This is a genomic window from Paenibacillus peoriae KCTC 3763, from assembly GCF_000236805.1.
In the GTDB taxonomy this organism is placed as follows: Bacteria; Bacillota; Bacilli; order Paenibacillales; family Paenibacillaceae; genus Paenibacillus; species Paenibacillus peoriae.
Genome location: NZ_AGFX01000009.1, coordinates 139,291 through 160,474 on the forward strand (window position 1 = coordinate 139,291; position 21,184 = coordinate 160,474).

Below are 21,184 nucleotides of genomic sequence, written 5' to 3' on the forward strand. Positions count from 1 at the left end.
TTCAAGGTTATTTAGCACAAACTTCTATCGGTATTATTTACGCATTGTATTCTATCTAGCATAGCCTGACTGTCAACATCATGCAACGGAAGCCAAGATTGTAACTCACTCTGTCAAAGTTGTCCAGATTTAAAGATCACTTTATTTTCACAGGTTGCTAGGATTTCCGTTCAATTCTTACTTTTAGGTAAGGCTACTTACCTTTAAGTGCGTACTTGTCGAACCAGGGGCTTGGCTTTAAGATGTGAATATATTGTTATATTTTTCACAAATCATGGCAAAGGGGGATTTTGTATGTTCAAAAAAATATTTGAACCCATAAAAATCGGGGAATTGGAGATTAAAAATCGATTAGTAGTTCCTGCTATGGTCATGAACTACTGTAATTCGGACGGAACGGCTACAGAGCGGTATATCGCATACCATGAGGCAAAAGCAAAAGGCGGCTGGGGACTAATTATTACAGAAGACTACGGGATTGATGAGTATGCAAAGGGTTTTCGGAGAATTCCTGGCCTTTGGGCTGATTTTCAAATTGCAGGGCATAAGGAATTAACAGAAAGAGTACACAAACAAGGAGGAAAAATTGCAGCTCAAATTTACCATGCTGGACGGCAGACCGACAGCTCAATTACAGGAGTGCAGCCAATCGCGCCTTCGCCAATCAATAACCCAACATCAGAGGAAGTTCCCCATGAGCTTACTGTATATGAAATTAAAGAAATTGTAGAGAAATTTGGGGATACGGCTTTAAGAGCCCAAAAGGCAGGGTTTGATGCTGTCGAAATTCACGGGGCTCACGGCTATTTAATCAATCAGTTTATGTCGCCATTTTCCAATAAACGAACAGACGCATATGGCGGTACAATTATAAATCGAACCAGATTTGCGGTGGAAATTATTCAGAATATCAGAGCCAAGGTGGGCAAGGAGTTTCCATTGCTCTTCAGATTGTCTGGTGATGAATTTGTTGAAGGTGGATTGACGATTGAAGATACAAAAGTGATTTCGAAAATTATTGAAGAGGCTGGTGTTAATGCGATCCATGTGTCACAGGGTGTCTACAAAACGATGCATTATGTGATTCAACCTGCTGCAGTTCCCCATGGCTTCTCTACTGATTTGGCTGCGGAAATCAAAAAAGTGGTGTCCATTCCAGTCATTACGGTAGGGAGGATCAATGACCCGTTAATAGCAGAATCGGTTCTTCTGTCCGGGAAAGCGGACATGGTAGCAATGGGAAGAGCATCCTTGGCTGATCCGGATCTCCCTAACAAAACGCTGGCTGGAAAGATGGGAGATATTATTCACTGCATCGGCTGTATGCAGGGGTGTGTAGGTAGAATTGGTCAGGATTTGGACGTTCGTTGTGTAGTCAATCCTTTAACAGGAAAAGAAACGGAGCTAGAAATTAAAGAAGCGGAAGAAAAGAAAAAGGTAGTAGTTGTAGGCGGAGGAATCTCCGGTATGGAGGCATCGATTGTTGCAGCAAAAAGAGGTCACGAGGTTCATTTATTTGAAAAAGAGGAAGCGTTGGGTGGTCAGTGGTTACTTGCTGCGATTCCCCCAAGCAAGGAGGAATTAAATACCGTTACCGTTTGGCAGAAAGGACAGCTGGAACAGCTTGGAGTGATAGTACATCTGAATACAAAATTAAACGAAGCCACTATAAAAGAGGAAAACCCGGATACATTAATTATTGCAACAGGGGCTAAGCCGTTTATACCAAACATTCCAGGCATTCACTCAGAAGGAGTAGTTATAGCCCAAGATGTTCTATCAGGTAAGACAGAGGTAGGCCAGTCCATTGTAGTGATAGGTGGAGGACTGGTTGGGGCCGAGACAGCAGCCCATCTGGCCAACCATGGAAAGCAAGTAATTATCGTTGAAATGCAAGATGGAATCGTAAAGAATGGTGAAGACAGCGTTAATCATTTCCTTTTCAAGGACTTGAAGGAGCATCATGTGGAAATACTTGTATCTACTGCCGTAAAGGAGATTAAGCCTGGCTCCATAACCATTGAAAAGGATCATGAGATTAAGGAAATATCAAATCTGGATAATGTGGTCATTGCAATTGGATCCAAACCTGTAAATGCCCTACAGGAACAACTTGCAGGCAAAGTGGAGAAAATTATTACTATTGGTGATGCTTTGGAAGTTAGAAGGGCGCTTGAAGCTATGGAAGAAGGCTACAGAGCAGGATTAGCTATTTAGGGACAGCACAACTGGAGACTACATCAATGCAATAGACAATTGTTACGGCCTTTTCACAAACTTCATTGGGGAAAAGGCCGTTTGATCTGTACTCATAACATTCCCTCGTGTAAAACTTTTTCCACTTATTAGTTAACGTATTTCAATAATAGAGCTTCTAAAATCATGTAAGACCATGCTCATGCCAACAAGAAAATCAATGTGCACTAAATAAGACGCCAGTAAATTTAGGTATACATATTTTATTAACTCGACTGTTTTTTGATTTGCCAATTCCAGAAGTAGGAGAACACGATGTATTAATCGAAGTAGACAGCACTGGGATTAGCCCCTATGATTAGCATGTCCGAATTGGGGAACAAGCAGTTTATGCAAAGAGCAAATTATTCGTTTTACAGGAATTCTAACGAGGAACGTTAGTTGAAAAAACAGCAGAAGTCTGGGACTTTATTTTCTCGTCCAAGACTTAGAGTTTCAATTGTAGGTGCAGGCTGGCCCACATTTGAAATATTGCCAGGATTAAGTCCAAATAACGATACTGCTAATCCGAAAAATGTGAAACCGACGATTACTATCTACCGTGATAAAGAGCATCCTTCGCATATCTTATTACCTATTATTCCGGAATAATATATTCAGTTTCACCCTAAGTGCCTGAATGATTAGATGCCAGGGAACTGATTGTTAGAAACCCGAGGTCTTTAAAGACTAGGGTTTTTCCTATTATAAAGGCTCCAAAAAATCTCAAGTTTCGCAACCGTGACGATTTATCGCGATGAGAGCATTACCCATTATCCCGATAAAAGGAAGAAACTAAATGAAAGCAAAGAGATTTATCCGTATTTCACTTATAGTATTAGTAGGCGTCGTAGTTTTATGCGGCTCCGTAATTGGAGGATTCTTAATTAAAAGTTCAATGGAGATCAAAGCACTTTCGAAACTAAAAGTTGAAGATTCCCCAACCGCAAAATATATAGATCAAATGCCTGAAAACGATGAAATTTTCGGATGGGTTGAAGACCTGACAGAAATGGGCGTGCGCCAGCCTGGCACAAAGGCGCATCAAAAGGCTGTTGATTATGTTAAGACAAAGTTTGAAAACTTTAACCTTGAGAATGTTCACACAGAGAGTGCTGATACGGTGCGATGGACAGCAAACAAATGGGGACTGACCGTTGGTGGTGTGAAAATAGATTCTTACTATATGACACATTCTTTTAACACAGGTATTACAGGTTCGTTCAGTACACCTGACGATGGGCTCAATTCAGAAATTGTGTATGTCGGGGAAGGCGGGGAATCAGATTTTAACAACATTAATGTAAAAGGAAAAATTGTGGTAGCAGATGTAAAGATGGGAAGTGTACCTATTGGACTTGCAAAGGCAGCAGGTTATTTGTTCTATGATCCCAATAAGACGCTTTCTCTTTTTTCATCAAGGATTGACCCCTACAGTGCAAATACCTATCCAGACAACTATTACAACGCTTTAGATCATGGAGCTATTGCCTTTATAGGGATTCTTTCAAATTATATTGAAAGCAATCAATATAATAATGAAGACTATTCATACCTCAATGGTCCGATGAAGATACCGGGACTCTGGATCAGTAAATCTGCCGGTAAACAGGTGAAAGAACTGATTTCAAAAGGTAGTACAAATGCTTCAATGACGCTTGTCGGAGAGCTCGAAACTACCCAAGGAAGCGCTGTAGTGGCGTATCTTCCTGGGAAATCTGATGAGACAATTCTTGTTCATTCTCATCATGATTCCTCAACAACTGGGGCTGTTGAGGATGCTTCTGGAACATCCGTTGTACTAGCTCTGGCGAAATTCTATTCTCAGATTCCTCAGGAGGATAGAGAGAAAACAATTATGTTTGCAACAATGGACACTCACTTTACCGGCTATGAAGTACATGATGCGTTTAAAGGAAATCACCTGCAAGGACCGGATAACATTCTCGCCGACGTTTGCGTAGAGCATATAGCAAATGAGCTCACTGAAGATGCCGATGGAAATCTTGAACTCACAGGCCAGATCGAGCCGAGGGTAGTATTTATAAGCGAAGTGGATGCTCTTGTAAATATTACAAAAGAAGAAATCGTGAGACATCGTCTGGACAGATCAGTAATCCTGCCAGCAACACTTTTAGGAGATGAAATTCCGACGGATGCGGATATATTTTATCATGCGGGTATCCCGATCATAAGTCTTGTCAGCGGACCGATTTATTTGTACGACAATATGGATACGATCGATATGGTGGCCAAGGACGAATTGCGCTCGACGGCAGAGACATTTGCAGACATAATCTGGAGGCTTTGTGGTTTGCCAGCTGAAAATTCCAGCCATAGTATTTGACCGCTTTCATAGATTGGTAATCAAATGAATATTGGCCCGGTACTATTAGTTTAATTACAGTTGAATACGATGTTAGAGAGGATCAGCCCGAACAAACAACTGTTTTCCGGTTAGAACCTTCTTCAATAGAGCTATTAGAAAAAGTAATTAGTAAAAAATTCAGACATATAAACAGTATAACTTCAAGAAAAATAGCAGAAATGTCTGGTGGGAACGTACGTGTTGCTGTTGTGTTTTACTTAAATTTTTGAATAGATTTAGAAATAGAATTGTCTCGAAATTCTTTTGGTGTAACACTAAAATATTCCTTGAATTTTTTGTAAAAGAAGTTTAAGTTGTTATAACCTATTTCGTTTGCAATTCCGTAAATAGGGATGTTAGTATTTTCAAGTAAAATAGATGCTCTAGTTAGCTTTTGAAGTAATATAATTTCAGAAAATGATCTGTTGGTGGTTTTTTTTATCAAATTACTTAGATAGTTTGGATGAAAATTGAAATGCTTAGCTGTGGAAATTAAACTACACGTCATATAATTCTTCTCTAGATAGTTAAGTATTTCTACAACAGGTGCATTGTTGAATGATTTTGAGTTAGATTGGGTAGAGTCGTACTGAAATACCCTCAGTAGTTCAGAAAATATAAGCACCATAAAGCAATCAATTATTTCATTTGAACATAAAGATTTATCAAAATATTCACAAAGAAGCTCTTTTATATATAGAGGGATTTTTTTGTTATTTTCAGAATTAAATATTATGCAATTATCATGATCCCTCTTATCAGATATAGCATTAATTAAAAACTCTGAGATAATGCCTTTACTTGATAGCCTGCTAAGAAAGGCAGTTGAAAAGTATTCTTTACTCATTAATATATTTATAATAATATCATTTTCACTAGTCGGTAAAATAGAATGAGGAATACCAGTATCTATAATAGATATTTGTCCTTCTTTCAGTTTTACAGTCTTATCTTTTATTATCTCTGTAAATTCTCCAGAATATACATAACTAAGTTCGATATAAGTATGAACGTGCATTGGTACTTGAACAAATCGTGTATGTTTACGTGGGGTGATATTTTCGCCTATATTCATATCATTATCATCAAATAAATAAGCACTATGCCCTTTACAGTTGATTATTTCCATTTTTTTATATCTTTCAGACATAACAGGATTTGATTTATATTTTATCTCTTTTTCTGTTAATACTCTAAGCATTCTATCTAACTCATCGTGATTCATAGTTGAAACCCCTTTCAATGTTAGTCATTATATGATATTAAAATCGGTCAGTCAATATGTGTTTATTTGATATTATAGAGCATATAAGAAAATGCTATCCTTTCTTCAAGGGGATTATTTAATAGCTTCCTTGAGGCCACAAATATAGAGACGTCTATAGACTTTTATCTAAAAACTATAGTTTTTATCAGTTAGTGTATCTAATAAAATCACTCATTTTATAAAAGTGTTGAAAGGAGTAATTTCTGTAATTAAAAAAGAGACAAACATTAAGATTTAATTTAGAATATTTTGAAAATTTCCATTTTGACACTATTATCTTTTATAAGGAGAAGTTTTAAATGTATAATTCTATTCGACCAGGTCAGATTTGGCTTGATACAAAAAGTAAGCGTATACAAGCTCATGGTAGTTCTGTAATGTCTGTAGATGGTGTCTATTATTGGTATGGGGAAAATAAGGAAAATACGATTCCGGGAAGTGGCGTTTGGCATAATGGTGTTAATTGTTATTCATCTGAGGATTTAATAAATTGGAAATTTGAAAAAACTATTTTGAAGGCGCCTTCAGATGTTAATAACCCTTTACATCCTTCTAGAATTATGGACCGTCCCCATATCATTTATAACAAAAAGAATGAAGAATTTGTAATGTGGATGAAATTAGCAGGAACAGATGATAATCCTCGAGATTGGAATTATCAATATATGGGGATAGCGACATCAAAAAGTATCACTGAAGAGTTTAAACTTATTGATAAGATAGTTCCTTTAGATATGAGCAGTGGTGATTTTGATTTGTTTGTTGATGATAATGATCAAGCATACATTATCTTTGGAAAAGTTCATACAGAAATTGTAATTGCAGATTTAACTGACGACTATAAGAATTTAACAGGAAAATATTCAACGCATTTGCATTTTAGTTCACCTCCATTAGCACGTGAGGCACCTGCTGTTTTTAAAAGAGAGAATGAATACTTTATGTTTACGTCGGGAACAACTGCGTATTATCCAAATCAAACGCTCAGTGCCAAAGCAGATAATATGCATGGACCTTGGTATATTATTGGAGATCCGTGTATAGAGGATACAGAAAAGAACACTTTCAATTCCCAAATAAGTAGTGTATTTAAAGTGCCTAATCAAGATTTATTCATTGCGATTGGGGATCGGTGGGTTGTTGACTTAACAAGAAAAAAAGAGAAGAGTTCATGGAACATTAATACAAGTGAGTCTGATTATGTTTGGCTACCTGTAGAATTTAAAGAGAATATCCCAGTAATCCAATGGAAGTCGGAATGGAATCCAAACAATTTTTAATAAGGGGAAGTTTGTATGAATTTAAAAGATTCAGCAAAAGCAATAATTGAAAAAGTTGGAGGACCAGAGAATATTGTAAGTGTTACGCACTGTGTAACTAGATTGAGATTTGTTCTGGCGGATGAATCAATTCCCAATGATGATGAAATTAAAAGTATTGATAAAGTATTGGGTGTTATGAAAGCTGGTGGACAATATCAAGTAATTGTTGGGAATATGGTTAAAGATGTTTATGCTGAAGTTGATTCTTTATTAAAAGGTAATGCTAATGAAGATGACATCAAAGAAAAAATTGAAAAAGTTAAAACAAAAAATAAAACAAGTTTGATTAATAGGCTATCTAGATCACTTATGAAAATGATTTTTCCGCTAGTTCCAACAATGGCCGCGGTGGGTATTATTAAAGGTTGTTTGGCTATATTCCTTATGGCAGGCGTATTGCAGACAACAGATGGTACTTTTATTATTTTGCAAAATATAAATGATGCTTTCTTATACTTCTTACCTATAATTGTAGCATTTTCAGTTGCGAAAACATTTGACTCAAACCCTTATGTTGCTGCTGCAATAGGAGCATCATTGGTATTTCCGAATATTGTCGAAATATATAAAGATGGTACAGCTTTAACGTTTTTGAAGATACCTGTCATCTTAACAACATACGGTAACTCAATTTTCCCTGTTATGTGTAGTACATTTATTGCTGCAAAATTAGAAAAGTATCTAGATAGGTATATACCACCATTTTTAGAATTCTTAAAAATTATGATGTTACTTTTGGTAATGGTACCTTTCACATTTCTTGTAGTTGGGCCAATCTTTGTAGAAGTAAGTACGTTATTAGCAAATGGTACTATGGCTGTTTATAATTTATTTCCTTTAGCTACTGGTGTAATATTCGGTGCCTTTTGGCAGCTTTGTGTGCTTTTTGGATTACACTATGCGTTTATTCCTATTTTGACCGATATAACCCTGAGAAATGGTTCTAATGCGTTGAGCCCGATTTTAGGTATGGGAGTTTGGGCATTAGCTGGAGCTGCGCTTGGTTTCGCACTTAAGACTAAACGAAAAGAAAATAAAGCTACTGGTTATTCAGCAATGACTTCTGCACTGTTTGGTATTACTGAACCAGCCATATTCGGGATTGCTTTGCCATATAGGAAACCGTTTATTTGCGCAATGATTGCTGGAGGAATTGCTGGACCATTGAATACAATTTTAGGAACAAATCAGTTTTCACCAGCTGCTGTTGGAGGAATTTTAACATTTGGTGCCCAAATGGACCCTAGTGGTAATCCAGGTCCACTTATAGGATTCTTCATCTGCTTTTTCGTGAGTTTTACTATCAGTGCAGTTTTAACGTACTTTACAACAAGAGCGGACGATTAACTTAGAAGCACTGAAGTAAAAAGGAGGATTTATCGATGAATGAATTTAGATATAAAGATATAATATTGTCGGCAGAAGAGCGTGCTAAGGATTTAATTCATAGAATGAGCATAGAAGAAAAAGTTGCTCAGTTGCAATGTTATAACCCGAAGGATAAAAATGGCCCAAATTTAGAAAATTCATTTCAATATGGGGTTGGTGCAATAGCTTTTTTGGCTGCTGCATGGGATGATTCGAAAGAAATGGTAGCCGATAAACTTAGAGACTATCAAAAAAAGGTAATGGCACGTAGTCGATTTGATATACCTGCTCTTTTTCATATTGAAGGATTAACAGGGGCATTGATGCCAGAAGCAACAAGTTTTCCTACAGGAATTGGTAGAGGCTCTGCCTGGGATCCAGAACTTGAGTATGAAGCAGGGAAAATAATTGGAAAAGAAATGAGTGCAGTTGGAATTAAACATGCATTAGCTCCAGTTCTTGATGTCACTCGAGACGCGCGCTTAGGTCGTCAGGGAGAAAGTTATGGAGAGGACCCTACTCTTGTTTCTGCACTTGGAACTTCATATGTTTTAGGTATCCAAAATTCTGGAGAAAATGATGATTATAATATTATGGCTACTAGCAAGCATTTTATTGGTTATCATGCTGGACAAGGCGGAATACATGCTGCAGCGACTAATGTTCCTGAGAGGGAGCTGCAGGAGATTTTCGGAAAGCCATTTCAATCTGCAATTAGCAAAGGAAATCTTCGATCAGTCATGAACCAATATGGAAGTGTAAATGGTGAGCCAGTAGCTGCATCTAAATATTTATTGCAGGACCTATTGAGAAAAGAAATGGGTTTTAATGGGCTACTTGTCGCAGACTATGCTTCTATTGAAGAGCTTTTTACACGAATGAAAGTCTGTGAAGGAAAGAATGAAGCTGCAGTAAAAGCATTGAATGCTGGATTTGATTTAGAATTACCAACACCAAGTGCTTATGGAGACAATTTAGTTCAATTATTAGAAGAAGGTAAAATAAATATTAAGCTTCTTGATGAAACTGTATTAAGAGTTTTAACTGAAAAGTTTAGACTTGGAATTTTCGAGAATCCATTTCCTTCTTCATATGAAAAAATAAATGAAGTATTCAATAAAGAAGAATCAAAAAATATTAGTTTAAAATATGCAAGAGAATCATTAATTCTTCTTAAGAATAATGGAATTTTACCATTAGATGCAACCGATAAAAAAGTAGCTATAATTGGACATAATGCAAGATCTACAAGAAGCTTATTCGGTGGGTATTCATATGGTAGCGTACTAGAACTTGCTATGGGTGCTAGAAATACGATGGCAGGTATTGAAGTACAAACAGATGAAGTGCTTTGGAGAAATAAAAAGAAAGACACATATCCAGGAAGTATTATTGATGTAGAAATTCCAAAGCTTGAACAAGTTGCAAGTAAAGCTTATAAGCATTGTAAGAATATTTTAGAACAATTTGAGCAATGTTGTCCAAACTCTGACATTCAATATCAGTATGGCTATCCTTATGTAGGGAATGATACTCGTCATCATGAAGATGCGTTAAAACTTGCGAAAGAATCTGATGTTACAATTGTTACGGTTGGCGGAAAATATGGATGGGGAACATCATGCTCAACAGGAGAAGGGATTGATTCAAGCAGTATTAATCTTCCTCAATGCCAAGAAGAGTTTTTAATGAAATTAGGCGAGAGTGGGATTCCTTTTATAGTTGTTCATTTAGATGGAAGGCCTATATCTAGTGACGCTGCTGATCAATATGCTTCTGCAATTATTGAAGCATGGAACCCTGGGGAGTTTGGCAGTCAAGCTATTGTAGAAACAATTCTTGGTACAAATAATCCAAGCGGTAAACTTCCAGTTTCTGTTGCATATAGTTCGGCTCAAGCGCCACTTTACTATAATCACAGTCAGGGATCAAGTTATCATGTTCAAACCGGTTCACCATTTACTAGATATATCGATCTTCCCCATACTCCAAGATATTATTTTGGTTATGGTTTATCGTATACTACATTTGCTTATCATAATCTACAAATAGAAAAATCAAAGATAAAACCATTTGAGAAGATTCATATTAATTTTGAAGTGGAAAACTCAGGGGATAAAGACGGAATTGAGATTGCCCAGATCTATGTATGTGATAAAGTTGCATCTTTAGTTAGACCAGCACAAGAATTGGTTGGATTTTGTAGAATACCTTTAGAAGCTAAACAAAAGAAAAAAGTAGGTTTCTATATTGATCCTAGTCAATTTGCATTCTTAGATGAAGATATGAAATGGAAGATAGAAGCAGGGGAATTTGATGTGATGATTGGCTCTTCTTCGGAGGATATCCGCTTAAAAACGAATGTCTATATTTTAGAAGATGGCTACACGCAAAGTAAGAATAGGGAATTTTACGCCTCTTATAAAATCAGTGAATACGCTTCCGAGAATTAACTTAAATATGCAATTAGTAAGATATAGCAGGTTGATATATAATCTGCTATATCTTGTTTAATAATTGTTTTATAAAAGCAAAGTAACAGTAAATAGTAGGAAAATGGAGGGGAATCCAAAATGATCAATAAAACAGAAATTAGCCAAATAAAAAAAGCTTTAAGAAATAGCATAGACAGTGATTACATAGCCGGTGGGAATTTAATGATTATCAAAGATGGAACAGAAATTTTCTACCATGAAGATGGTTGGGCAGATAAGGAAGCTGGGATTCCAATAAAAAGAGATTCCATTTTCAGACTGTATTCTATGACTAAACCTGTTACAGCTGCTGGTGTAATGATACTACTAGAACGAGGTGATATTGATTTATACGATCCAGTAAGCAAGTATATTCCTGGTTTTAAAAATCAGTTGGTTGATGAGGGAGACAAGTTGGTTCCGGCGGTACGTGAAGTAAATTTAAAAGATTTGCTTTCAATGACCTCAGGCTTGGTTTACGGCGGGGATAACAAAGCTGGTCGGGATACAGAAGCATTATTCATAGAGATGAAGAATAGGCTATTAGGGGATTCTCCAATGAGTACTGTGGAAGCTATGAACAAACTAGGAAAGTGCGCCCTTGCCTTCCAACCGGGAACTTCTTGGAAATACGGGACCTCTGCAGATGTACTCGGGGCTGTTATAGAAATAGCTAGTGGTATAAGCTACGGAGAATTTTTAAAAAAGGAATTATTTGAACCGCTGGGCATGTGGGATACTGGTTTTTGGATACCATCGGAAAAAAGACACCGTCTTGTAAAAGCATATGCAGACAATGGGCTAGGTGAATTACAGCCTTATACTGGGAATAATTTAGGTATTATTAATCAGATGGATATGAATCCGGCATTTGAATCTGGAGGAGCAGGACTTGCGTCTACAATAGATGATTACTCAAAATTTACTAGAATGCTTATGAATGGAGGAAGCCTTGACGACGTTCAGATTTTGCGACCTAAAACAGTGAAATATCTAACGTCAGGAACTTTAAATGAGATGCAGCAGAAAAGCTTTGACGAATGGCTAACGTTAAGTGGACACAGTTATGGAAACTTAATGCGTGTAATGACAGATTGCAGTAAAGCTGGAGATTTGGGGTGTCTTGGGGAATATGGATGGGATGGTTGGCTTGGGGCATATTTTTGTAATTGTCCAGATGACGATTTAACATTCTTATTCATGATGCAAAAAAAAGATGCGGGAACGACTACACTCACTAGAAAGCTGCGCAATATTATTCTAAGTTCATGTTGTAAATAAATCCAAGGTAGTTTTTTGTTTCTGGAAGTAATGTATATTGATGAGGAGATGTATATTATGAAATATGAAACTAAAATTCTTTTGGATGAACTGGTGTGGGGCGAAGGCCCGCGCTGGCATGAGCATAAACTCTGGTTTTCAGATATATTTGGTAAAAAGGTGATGAATGTTGATATCAACGGCAAGGCTGAGATTGTTGTTGATGTGCCAACCTTGCCATCAGGATTAGGATGGCTTCCTGATGGTCGGTTGCTTATAGTTTCAGGTGACTGCCAAATATTGCGACAGGATCCGAGTGGGCTGTCAGTAGTAGCAGACCTTAGCAAGTTAGCGGTGGGTATTAATGACATGGTAGTAGATCATAAGGGACGTGCTTACGTTGGAAGTTATGGTTATGACGTACGGTCTTATAAGCCTGGCCAAGAAGTAGAAGCATGGATAACACTGGTTACCCCAGAAGGGGATGTACGTGTTGTAGCTGATGAAATGATTTGTCCCAATGGAATGGTCATTACTCCTGACGGAAATATGCTTATAGCGGCTGACACGTTTGCGAAACAGCTCGTTGCATTTAACATTGAGGAGGATGGATCACTAACAGGGCGCCGCGTCTGGGCATATATGGAAGCCGGTCCTGATGGGATTTGTCTTGACGCTGAAGGCGCTATCTGGGCTGCTACTCCGAATAGGGGTGAGGTAATTCGTTTACGTGAAGGTGGCGAAGTAACTCACCGCATAAAGCTATCAACTACACCTTTAGCATGCATGTTGGGAGGACCTGAGCTCAGGACATTATTCATTGTCACAGTAGATGCGCATAATGATTTAGATGTAGATACCTTAAGTAATCCTGAGGCCGCTCAGATTAAACGCGGCTCTCGAATTGAAATTGTTGATGTAGAGATTCCAGGTGCAGGTCTACCATAACTTTTAACGTTATTTGAATATTAAAAAGCGTCTTTACGAAATCAATACCTAAGCATTGATACTACAAATTATTGTATCAGTGCTTAGGTTTTATTGTGCTTAAAGAAAGAACTCATGGCTAATCAAAAAGCAATATTAGGATCATAAAAAGCACACTACATATAGATATATTTCTTAGGGTTATTTTTGCTTCAAGTAGAAATTAGTTTAACACAGGAAAAATATTAAGATAGGTCAGTAAATACGTGTTGATCTGATATTTTAGAGTATTTGAGCGGATGGTATCATTTATTCATAGAGATCGTTAAAACAAAAAAAAGCTGCTACAGAAGTATTAGCTATTTATTGTAAGTGAAATGAAAATTTTATATTAGATTTGGTCAGTTATTTTCTTTTATTTTGATATTTTAAAAGACTAAAGTATTGATACTACTTACATAAAAAGGTGATTAGTAGATGGTATCAAGAAGGGAAAGATAGTATATGAAGAAATTGGATGAAGTTTTAGAAAATAGGGAAAGTAATTATATAATGCCGTTCTTCTGGCAGCATGGTGAAGAAGAAGGTATATTGCGTGAATATATGAAAAAAATTAATGAATCCGGAATAAAAGCTGTATGTGTGGAATCACGTCCTCATCCTGATTTTTTGGGACCTAAATGGTGGGGAGATATGGATGTAATCATGGATGAAGCAAGAAAACGTGATATGAAAGTTTGGATTTTAGATGATTCTCATTTTCCAACAGGTTATGCCAATGGAAGAATTAAAAAGGAATATCCAAATCTACAAAAATTATTTCTAAAGATCCATCAACAAGATTTTATAGGTCCATATAAAGATGCAGGAATTATGGTAAAGTGGGCAGCTAATGGTTCAAGAGATGCTGTAATGAACGTTGGAGTAGAAAAATCTAGAAATGAAACAAGCAAATTTGGTTTGGAAGATAAAATTATAGGAGTAATTGCAGCTAAGATAATTAACATTGATGAAATAGATCCTGATACTTTATGCGATATATCAGACAACATAATTAATGGTGTTGTTTACTTTGATATCCCAGAAGGAGATTGGAGAATTTTCACTATTGTACAAACCTTCAATGGTGGAGAAAAGTCTACAGAAGGTTATTTGAATCCAATTGATCCAAGAGGAACACAAGTATTAATTGATACGGTTTATGAAGCACACTTAAGCAGATATAAAGAAGATTTCGGAACAACTATTGCGGGATTTTTTTCGGATGAACCACGTTTTGGAAATGTGAAAGGACCAAATGCTTCAATTGGAAGATTTGACATGGTATTACCATGGAGAGAAGATCTGATAGACATATTGCAAAAAAGTACTTCAGAAGAGGTTGTTAAATATTTACCCTTGTTATGGGCGAATGGAAAGTCAAAAGAAAATAAAATTAGATATTTATATATGGATATGATAACTAAGCTATATTCTGAAAATTTTACCCAAAAGTTGGGGGAATGGTGCAGAGCCAATAATGTTGAATATATTGGGCATGTAATAGAGGATAATAATGCACATGCCAGATTAGGCTATGGAGCAGGTCATTTTTATAGAAGCTTGTGGGAACAAGATATGTCAGGGCTAGATGTAGTATTACATCAAATATTGCCCGGAATGGATAAAGGTTATTTTAAATCATCTACATCATCAGGTTGGGATGGTGAGTTTTTCCATTATGCATTGGCTAAAATGGGAGCATCTTTAGGCCATATTGATGAAAAGAAAAACGGACGCACAATGTGTGAAGTTTTTGGAGCGTATGGATGGGGTGAAGGATTAAAGCTAATGAAATGGATAACGGATCATATGCTTGTTAGAGGAGTTAATTACTTTGTACCACATGCATTTTCGCCAAAAGAATTTCCAGATTTAGATTGTCCACCTCACTTTTATGCTCATGGTAAAAATCCACAGTTTAGATACATGAAGATTTTAAATGATTATACGAATAAGATTAGCCATTTGCTGACTGATGGGATACATGTAGCACCCGTAGCTGTTTTATATCATGGTGAAGCAGAGTGGTCAGGTGAATATATGCTATTACAAAAACCAGCTAAAGAGTTAATGCAAAATCAAATTGATTTTGATATATTGCCCACTGATATATTAATTACGTCTGAAATTAAAAATAAGAAGCTTATTATAAATAACGAATCGTTTTCAGGGCTGGTCATACCATATTCTGAATCTTTACCTAAAAAATTAATGGAAAAACTATTAGTTTATTTAGAGGCTGGGTTTAAAATCTATTTTATAGATGGTATTCCAAAGAGTTCTAGTGAAGGCATCAATATTGATAAGGAACTTCGAAAATTACAAGAAGTTGAAAATTGTAAAGTAATAGGACTTGATCATTTAGTAACTGATTTAAAAAATTCAGATATTTATGATATCCAAGTTTATGATCAGCAACCACAACCATACTTAAGATATTATCACTATACTCATCAAGATGGAGATGTATTTATGTTCTTTAATGAACATCCATATAATTCCATTGATACAGTGGTTGAAGTTTCTCTTAACTTAGATGCATATATATATGATGCCTTTGAAAATAAAGTTCTTAATATAAATGTAGAGAGAACTAAAAAAGGCAGCAAATTTAAATTAAACCTTGAAAAATATGAATCTAAAATAATTATTTTTAGTAAAAACATAAATGGTAGGATCGAATCTATATTAACGGATAACGAGCAGATCGATATTCAGGAGATCAGTGGTGAGTGGAAAATTTCGTTATCTACCTCTGAAAATTATCCTGAATTTGAAACCACTGCAGTATTAGATAAACTAGTTAACTTGGCAGCACCGAATTTATACCCTGATTTTTCGGGTACAGTTAGATACGAAATAGACTTCAACATAAGTAAAAACTTTGAAAATGCATTTATATTAATAAAAGATGCCTATGAAATCGTAAATATTTCCATGAATAACTGCCATGTTGGAAGTAAAATATGCCCACCATATAATTTTGAAGTAAGCAACTGCTTAAGAAAGGGGAGTAATAATTTAGTAATTGAAGTGACGAATACTTTAGAAAAAGAACAAAAGGACTTTTTTTCACAGTACCTTATACATGAACCAACTGGCATTACTGGTTCTGTTAATTTAGTGCTTTACTAACAGTATTATTATAACTTCGGTCTAGAGCGTTTTTAAATGAGATATTATCCTAAATTTAATTATTAAAATTGCAGAGGATGGGTTCTTATGAGTTTTTCAAATTTTATTAAGAACATGTTTAATACACAAGATAAAAAAGAAACAATTAAAAAAGATCCAGCAATTAATAATAAACAAAAATCAGAAATAATATATAGTCCATTAAGTGGTGAGGTTAAAAAGCTTAGTGAAGTAAATGACATCACATTCTCCCAAGAATTAATGGGGAAAGGAATAGCAATTGAACCGTCTAAAGGTAAAGTTGTTTCACCGGTTGATGGGGAAATTGCAGCGTTCTTTGTTACTAAACATGCTATTGCATTGAAGACCGACGATGGAGTTGAGATTTTAATTCATATAGGCATTAATACAGTTGCTTTAAAAGGCAAATATTTTGTACCTCATGTAAATGAAGGAGATCGGGTTAATATCGGAGACCTATTAGTAGAATTTGATATGGAAGCGATTAAAAAGGAGGGATATGAAGTTATAACTTCTATAGTAATTACTAATACAGATAACTATAGGGATATCAAGAAAACTGATAGTAATAAGGTATTAGCAAAAGATATGCTGATGGAAGTTATATCATGATAGTAGTGTGAAAAGGTGGAAGAGTAAAATAAAGCACCACCAATATGAGATAAAACGATGAAAGTATTCAAAGCGGAGAATAGTTGACCGTAAACAGCATTTTCGGTGGGACCAAACAACGTAGGAATATTGAGGTGTTACTTAATCCAATAGGAAAATACCTCAATTTTCCAACGTGATTTGTATATCTGTGCAATTTGTTCAGCAGCGGAACTAACAAATGGATGTACAGAGTCCAAACGGAGTCTTATGTTCGTTACAATGTTCCTTTTAATATAGATAAAAATGAAAGCGATTACAACGAGACAGTAACGCTTATGTTAAGGGATTTCATTTATACCTGGAGTACAGCGAAAGGAAGGGGAATAGTTAATGAAGAAAAGCAAAATCACAAGTGCAATTTTAGCGGCTCTATTATTTTTGGTAGCAAATACGACGCAAATCAGCGCAGATTCAAATTTTTCAATAGCTATAAATGATAATGTGGCTAATGCCTCAATTGGCGACTATGAGAGAGTGGAAAATGCGGATTTGAGCGGACTGATGTTATCGAGCGGCACGCTGACTCCTGCTTTTGCAGCTGGAACAACTGAATATAGTGTTAATGTTCCTTATGATGTAACCAGTATATCGGTAACAGCCAGCGTTTATGACAGCAACGCCACAGTGAAAGTAAACGGGAAATTTGTTGCAAGCAGGCAGGCAAGCGACCCAATTATCTTGAGCGTTGATAGTAATAACATCATCACCATCGAAGTAACCGGACAAGAAGGAATGATGACGAAACTATATAGGGTGATCGTGACGCGAGCACCAGGTTCACCTTCACCACAGGAATGCATATCGCAAGAAACGGGAGGGCCTCTTTGGATCACGGCAGCGTGTATCGACCCACAGTATAACAATCCAGTTATTGATGGGGAGGTTGATCTAACATCTCCAGTTCCGCATCACAAAGTGTCAGGCCACTTTGAGGGTACTGATGCGAAGTTCAACTTCTACTTACCGCCGGAAGAACAGTGGAAGGGCCGCTTCTTCCAGAAAGTATATCCGCTTTATGATGAGAATGCCTTTGATAGTCATATTGCTTTCGGAGCAGCCAGCGGAGCTTATACGGTTCAGACGAATGCAAGTAGCGGATACCGAATTGATGCAGCCGCGGCAAAGTTCTCTAAGGTGTACGCGGCGGATTACTACGACACTGACGATTATATCTATGGATATATATACGGTGGGAGCGGAGGCTCTCTTCAGACGATTGGTGCTATTGAAAATACTAAGGGAGTGTGGGACGGAGCAGTGCCATTTGTCCCGGTTGTACCGACGTCCATCCCAAACAATGCATTTATACTGGCCTATGCGAACTTCGTGCTTGGAGACAAGGATTTACAGATAAAGGATGCATTGGGCCCGGGAGGCAACGGTGACCCTTATTCCAGTTTGAATGACATGGAGAAGGCAGTACTGCAAGAGGTGACGAAGCTGGGAGTTCCTTTAAGGGGATTGGATGGGGTGCTCAGCCTGAACGATCTTCAGAGTCTCCTCTTTGGTTTCGGAGACACGATTAAATCAATGGATAGCACATATGTCGAAGATTTCTGGAACAAGCCAGGCTACCTGGGTACGGAACAATCGGACCTCGGAGATTTGTTCCGCAAAGCCAAGATCGATCAATTGGCCACCGTCACTCAGGTCAGCCAGGGTGAGCATAATGTACCGATAAGCCTTTCTCTTGATAACGCGCCATCGACACTGCCTCGAACCGGTGCGGATTACACACTTTATGCGGCTGACGGGACGACGAAGATCGGGATACTGAAGGGTTCACTTGATCCGACTAATAAAGTCTTCACGATTGGGAGCGGGAACCCCGATAGTGTATTAAGCGGCCTAGAAACCGGTGCCAAACTGCATATTGACAACCGATGGCATCTTGCGTTGCTATCGTACCATCGTCACCAGGTTCCGAGCGGACCAAATTTCTATTCATGGGATCAATATAGAGCGGCTGATGGAACCACCATTTATCCTCAGCGTCCTATGGAGATTGGCCCCATGATCATGAGTGGTGTTGCAGGCGGTGGTTCACACAACGGGCATATCCAAGGAAAAGTCATCCTTATCTCAAATCTGCTCGATATGGGATCTTTCCCGTGGCATTCGGACTGGTATAGTGCAAGGGTGAAGAATTACCTCGGTGAAAGCTTCGATGATCATTTACGTGTCTGGTTCAACGACAATGCGGACCATTACGATAATGGAGCAAGCACTTATACTGTTGTGCAATACGACGGCATTCTCGAACAGGCACTTCGTGACCTGAGCGCTTGGGTAGAACAGGGGGTGGCTCCTGCAGAGTCAACCCATTACAACGTAGTCGATAGTCAAATCAAATTGCCGGAGAGTGCTGCGGAACGTAAGGGGATACAGCCAATCGTCGATTTGCTTGTTAACGGCACTACTAAAATTTATGTTAAGGCCGGCCAACGTGTCACCTTCCAGGGAAAAGCTACAGTCCCTTCTGGTTACGGCAAGGTTGTGAAAACCGAATGGGACTCCGAAGGTACGGGTAACTACAAGGAGTTATCTTCCAGAACCCCCGCGGCTTCGGTAACGGAGTCAGTATATTTTACCTATACCAAGCCAGGGACCTACTACCCAGCTCTAAGAGTGACTGCACAGCGGGATGGTGACAAGGAATCACCTTTTACACGAGTTGAGAATCTGGGACGTGTCCGTGTAGTTGTAGAAGAAGAGCAGAAAAATTCAGGAAACGGGAAATCAAGCGAAAATGAGAACCCCTTAGGAAGTATACAAGACAAGGCCGGAGAAGGGGACTCCTTAGGAAGCATACAAGACAAGGCTGAGGCAAATAACGGTAAAATAAGGGTGAAACCAACGATAAATGCTAATGGAAAAGCAACTGTTCAACTGAACACTGAAACTGCTAAGCGTGCACTCAAACAAACAGCTGGAGACAAACTTGAAATTAAAGTAGAGGCAATTGAAAGTATAAATGAAATTGAAATCGAATTTCCTGTAGATGTATTGTTAAGTGATGGAAATACTCGGATTAATAATTTCGAAATCGAGACAGGTTTAGCTACATTAAATGTATCTTCAAAGTTGATTTCTAAGAGTTCAGCAAAAGCAAAGAATGTAAAGGTTTCTGTGACTAAAGTGAACCCATCCAGCCTATCACCGGAGATACAAGCTCAATTGAGCGATAGACCGGTTTATAGTTTCAATTTAGAAATTGATGGTAGGAAGGTAAGTGAATTTGATGGGAGAAACGACATTCAAGTGACAATACCCTATGAATTGAAGTCAGGCGAGCAACCCAATAAGATTATCATCTATCAAATCAGGGATAATGGAGATTTTGAAATTGTAATGAGTGGAAAATTCAACAAAAAAACAGGTGGGATTGCTTTCAAGCCTAAGCGATTGGGTAAGTTTGCAGTTGCTTTTACGGAAGTGAACTTTCAAGATGTAACAAAAGAATGGGCAAAGGAGCCGATTGAGGCTTTAGCTGCAAGGGGCGTTATCATTGGAACTGGGGATGGAAAGTTCAATCCTGACGATAAAGTGACGAGAGCCGAATTCATTACGATGCTGATGAATGTTTTTGAACTAACCGATAGTAATGCGACAACGACCTTTTCAGATATCAATATAGGCACATGGTGTTATGATGAGGTTGCAACAGCACAACGGCTAGGTATTATTAAAGGCAGACCGGATGGCAGCTTTGGTGCACAAGATGAAATCACGAGACAAGATATGGCTATAATGGCTTATCAAGCAATGACATATGCCGGGCTGACATCAGATAGTGAAACCCCATTAAGATTTGTAGATGCAAATAGCATTTCTTCATATGCGTTAGAAGGCGTTACTGCAATGCAAACTGCTGGAATAATAAGCGGAATGGGTAATGGAGAATTTGCACCAAAGTCTAAATCAACTCGTGCGCAAGCTGCAGTTGTAATTAATAATATTCTCTTCTCATTATAACGTTTGTTTTACAGAGGCTTAACCACCATCGTATGATGATGGTTAAGCCTCATTGTATGTATGGCTAATGGGCAGCATGCATTAATTGTTCATCTACGAAAAATAGGGATTTCACTCAACGCGACAAGAATCAATT

12 protein-coding genes are annotated in these 21,184 nt (G+C 37.5%); 11 read left to right on the plus strand and 1 reads right to left on the minus strand.

What is annotated here, in order from left to right; all coding sequences use genetic code 11:
• Positions 1-294: 294 nt before the first annotated feature.
• The 3 genes from KQI_RS0101725 to KQI_RS0101730 all read left to right on the plus strand — a co-directional run bounded on the left by KQI_RS0101725 (position 295) and on the right by KQI_RS0101730 (position 4,582).
• A complete protein-coding gene (locus KQI_RS0101725; RefSeq protein ID WP_010344959.1) occupies positions 295-2,217 on the plus strand; it encodes an oxidoreductase in 1,923 nt (640 codons plus the stop codon).
• A 420-nt stretch (positions 2,218-2,637) separates the two neighbouring features.
• Positions 2,638-2,847 (plus strand): hypothetical protein, encoded by a 210-nt coding sequence (locus tag KQI_RS28405; protein ID WP_138984776.1) that lies wholly within the window; start codon positions 2,638-2,640, stop codon positions 2,845-2,847.
• A 187-nt stretch (positions 2,848-3,034) separates the two neighbouring features.
• Positions 3,035-4,582 carry a M28 family peptidase gene (locus KQI_RS0101730; protein WP_029389988.1) on the plus strand — a complete coding sequence of 516 codons (1,548 nt, stop codon included), beginning with the start codon at positions 3,035-3,037 and terminating at the stop codon, positions 4,580-4,582.
• A gap of 235 nt (positions 4,583-4,817) precedes the next feature.
• Here the strand turns inward: KQI_RS0101730 and KQI_RS0101735 are convergent, their stop codons facing one another.
• A complete protein-coding gene (locus KQI_RS0101735; protein WP_010344961.1) occupies positions 4,818-5,828 on the minus strand; it encodes an AraC family transcriptional regulator in 1,011 nt (336 codons plus the stop codon).
• A 341-nt stretch (positions 5,829-6,169) separates the two neighbouring features.
• Between KQI_RS0101735 and KQI_RS0101740 the strand changes: the two genes are divergently transcribed.
• From KQI_RS0101740 to KQI_RS0101775, 8 genes are all read left to right on the plus strand, one after another.
• Complete coding sequence (locus KQI_RS0101740; protein ID WP_010344963.1) at positions 6,170-7,150, plus strand: family 43 glycosylhydrolase; 981 nt, start codon at positions 6,170-6,172, stop codon at positions 7,148-7,150.
• 15 nt (positions 7,151-7,165) lie between these two features.
• Positions 7,166-8,539 (plus strand): PTS transporter subunit EIIC, encoded by a 1,374-nt coding sequence (locus KQI_RS0101745; RefSeq protein ID WP_010344964.1) that lies wholly within the window; start codon positions 7,166-7,168, stop codon positions 8,537-8,539.
• Between the two features lie 35 nt (positions 8,540-8,574).
• Entirely contained in the window at positions 8,575-11,013 is a 2,439-nt protein-coding gene (locus KQI_RS0101750; RefSeq protein ID WP_010344965.1) for a glycoside hydrolase family 3 N-terminal domain-containing protein, read from the plus strand.
• A 120-nt stretch (positions 11,014-11,133) separates the two neighbouring features.
• Positions 11,134-12,315, plus strand: a complete 1,182-nt coding sequence (locus tag KQI_RS0101755; protein WP_010344967.1) for a serine hydrolase domain-containing protein — start codon at positions 11,134-11,136, stop codon at positions 12,313-12,315.
• A gap of 57 nt (positions 12,316-12,372) precedes the next feature.
• Positions 12,373-13,242: an SMP-30/gluconolactonase/LRE family protein gene (locus KQI_RS0101760; RefSeq protein WP_010344968.1), complete on the plus strand. Its 870-nt coding sequence runs from the start codon at positions 12,373-12,375 to the stop codon at positions 13,240-13,242.
• Positions 13,243-13,725: 483 nt separating this feature from the next.
• On the plus strand, positions 13,726-16,398 hold the full coding sequence (locus tag KQI_RS0101765) for a glycosyl hydrolase (RefSeq protein WP_010344969.1): 2,673 nt from the start codon (positions 13,726-13,728) through the stop codon (positions 16,396-16,398).
• A gap of 87 nt (positions 16,399-16,485) precedes the next feature.
• Positions 16,486-17,031, plus strand: coding sequence for a PTS sugar transporter subunit IIA (locus tag KQI_RS0101770; protein WP_010344970.1), 546 nt, complete (start codon positions 16,486-16,488; stop codon positions 17,029-17,031).
• Between the two features lie 372 nt (positions 17,032-17,403).
• The gene (locus tag KQI_RS0101775; RefSeq protein WP_010344971.1) at positions 17,404-21,048 is read left to right on the plus strand and encodes an S-layer homology domain-containing protein; all 3,645 of its coding nucleotides are present in this window, start codon (positions 17,404-17,406) and stop codon (positions 21,046-21,048) included.
• The last annotated feature ends 136 nt before the right edge of the window (positions 21,049-21,184 follow it).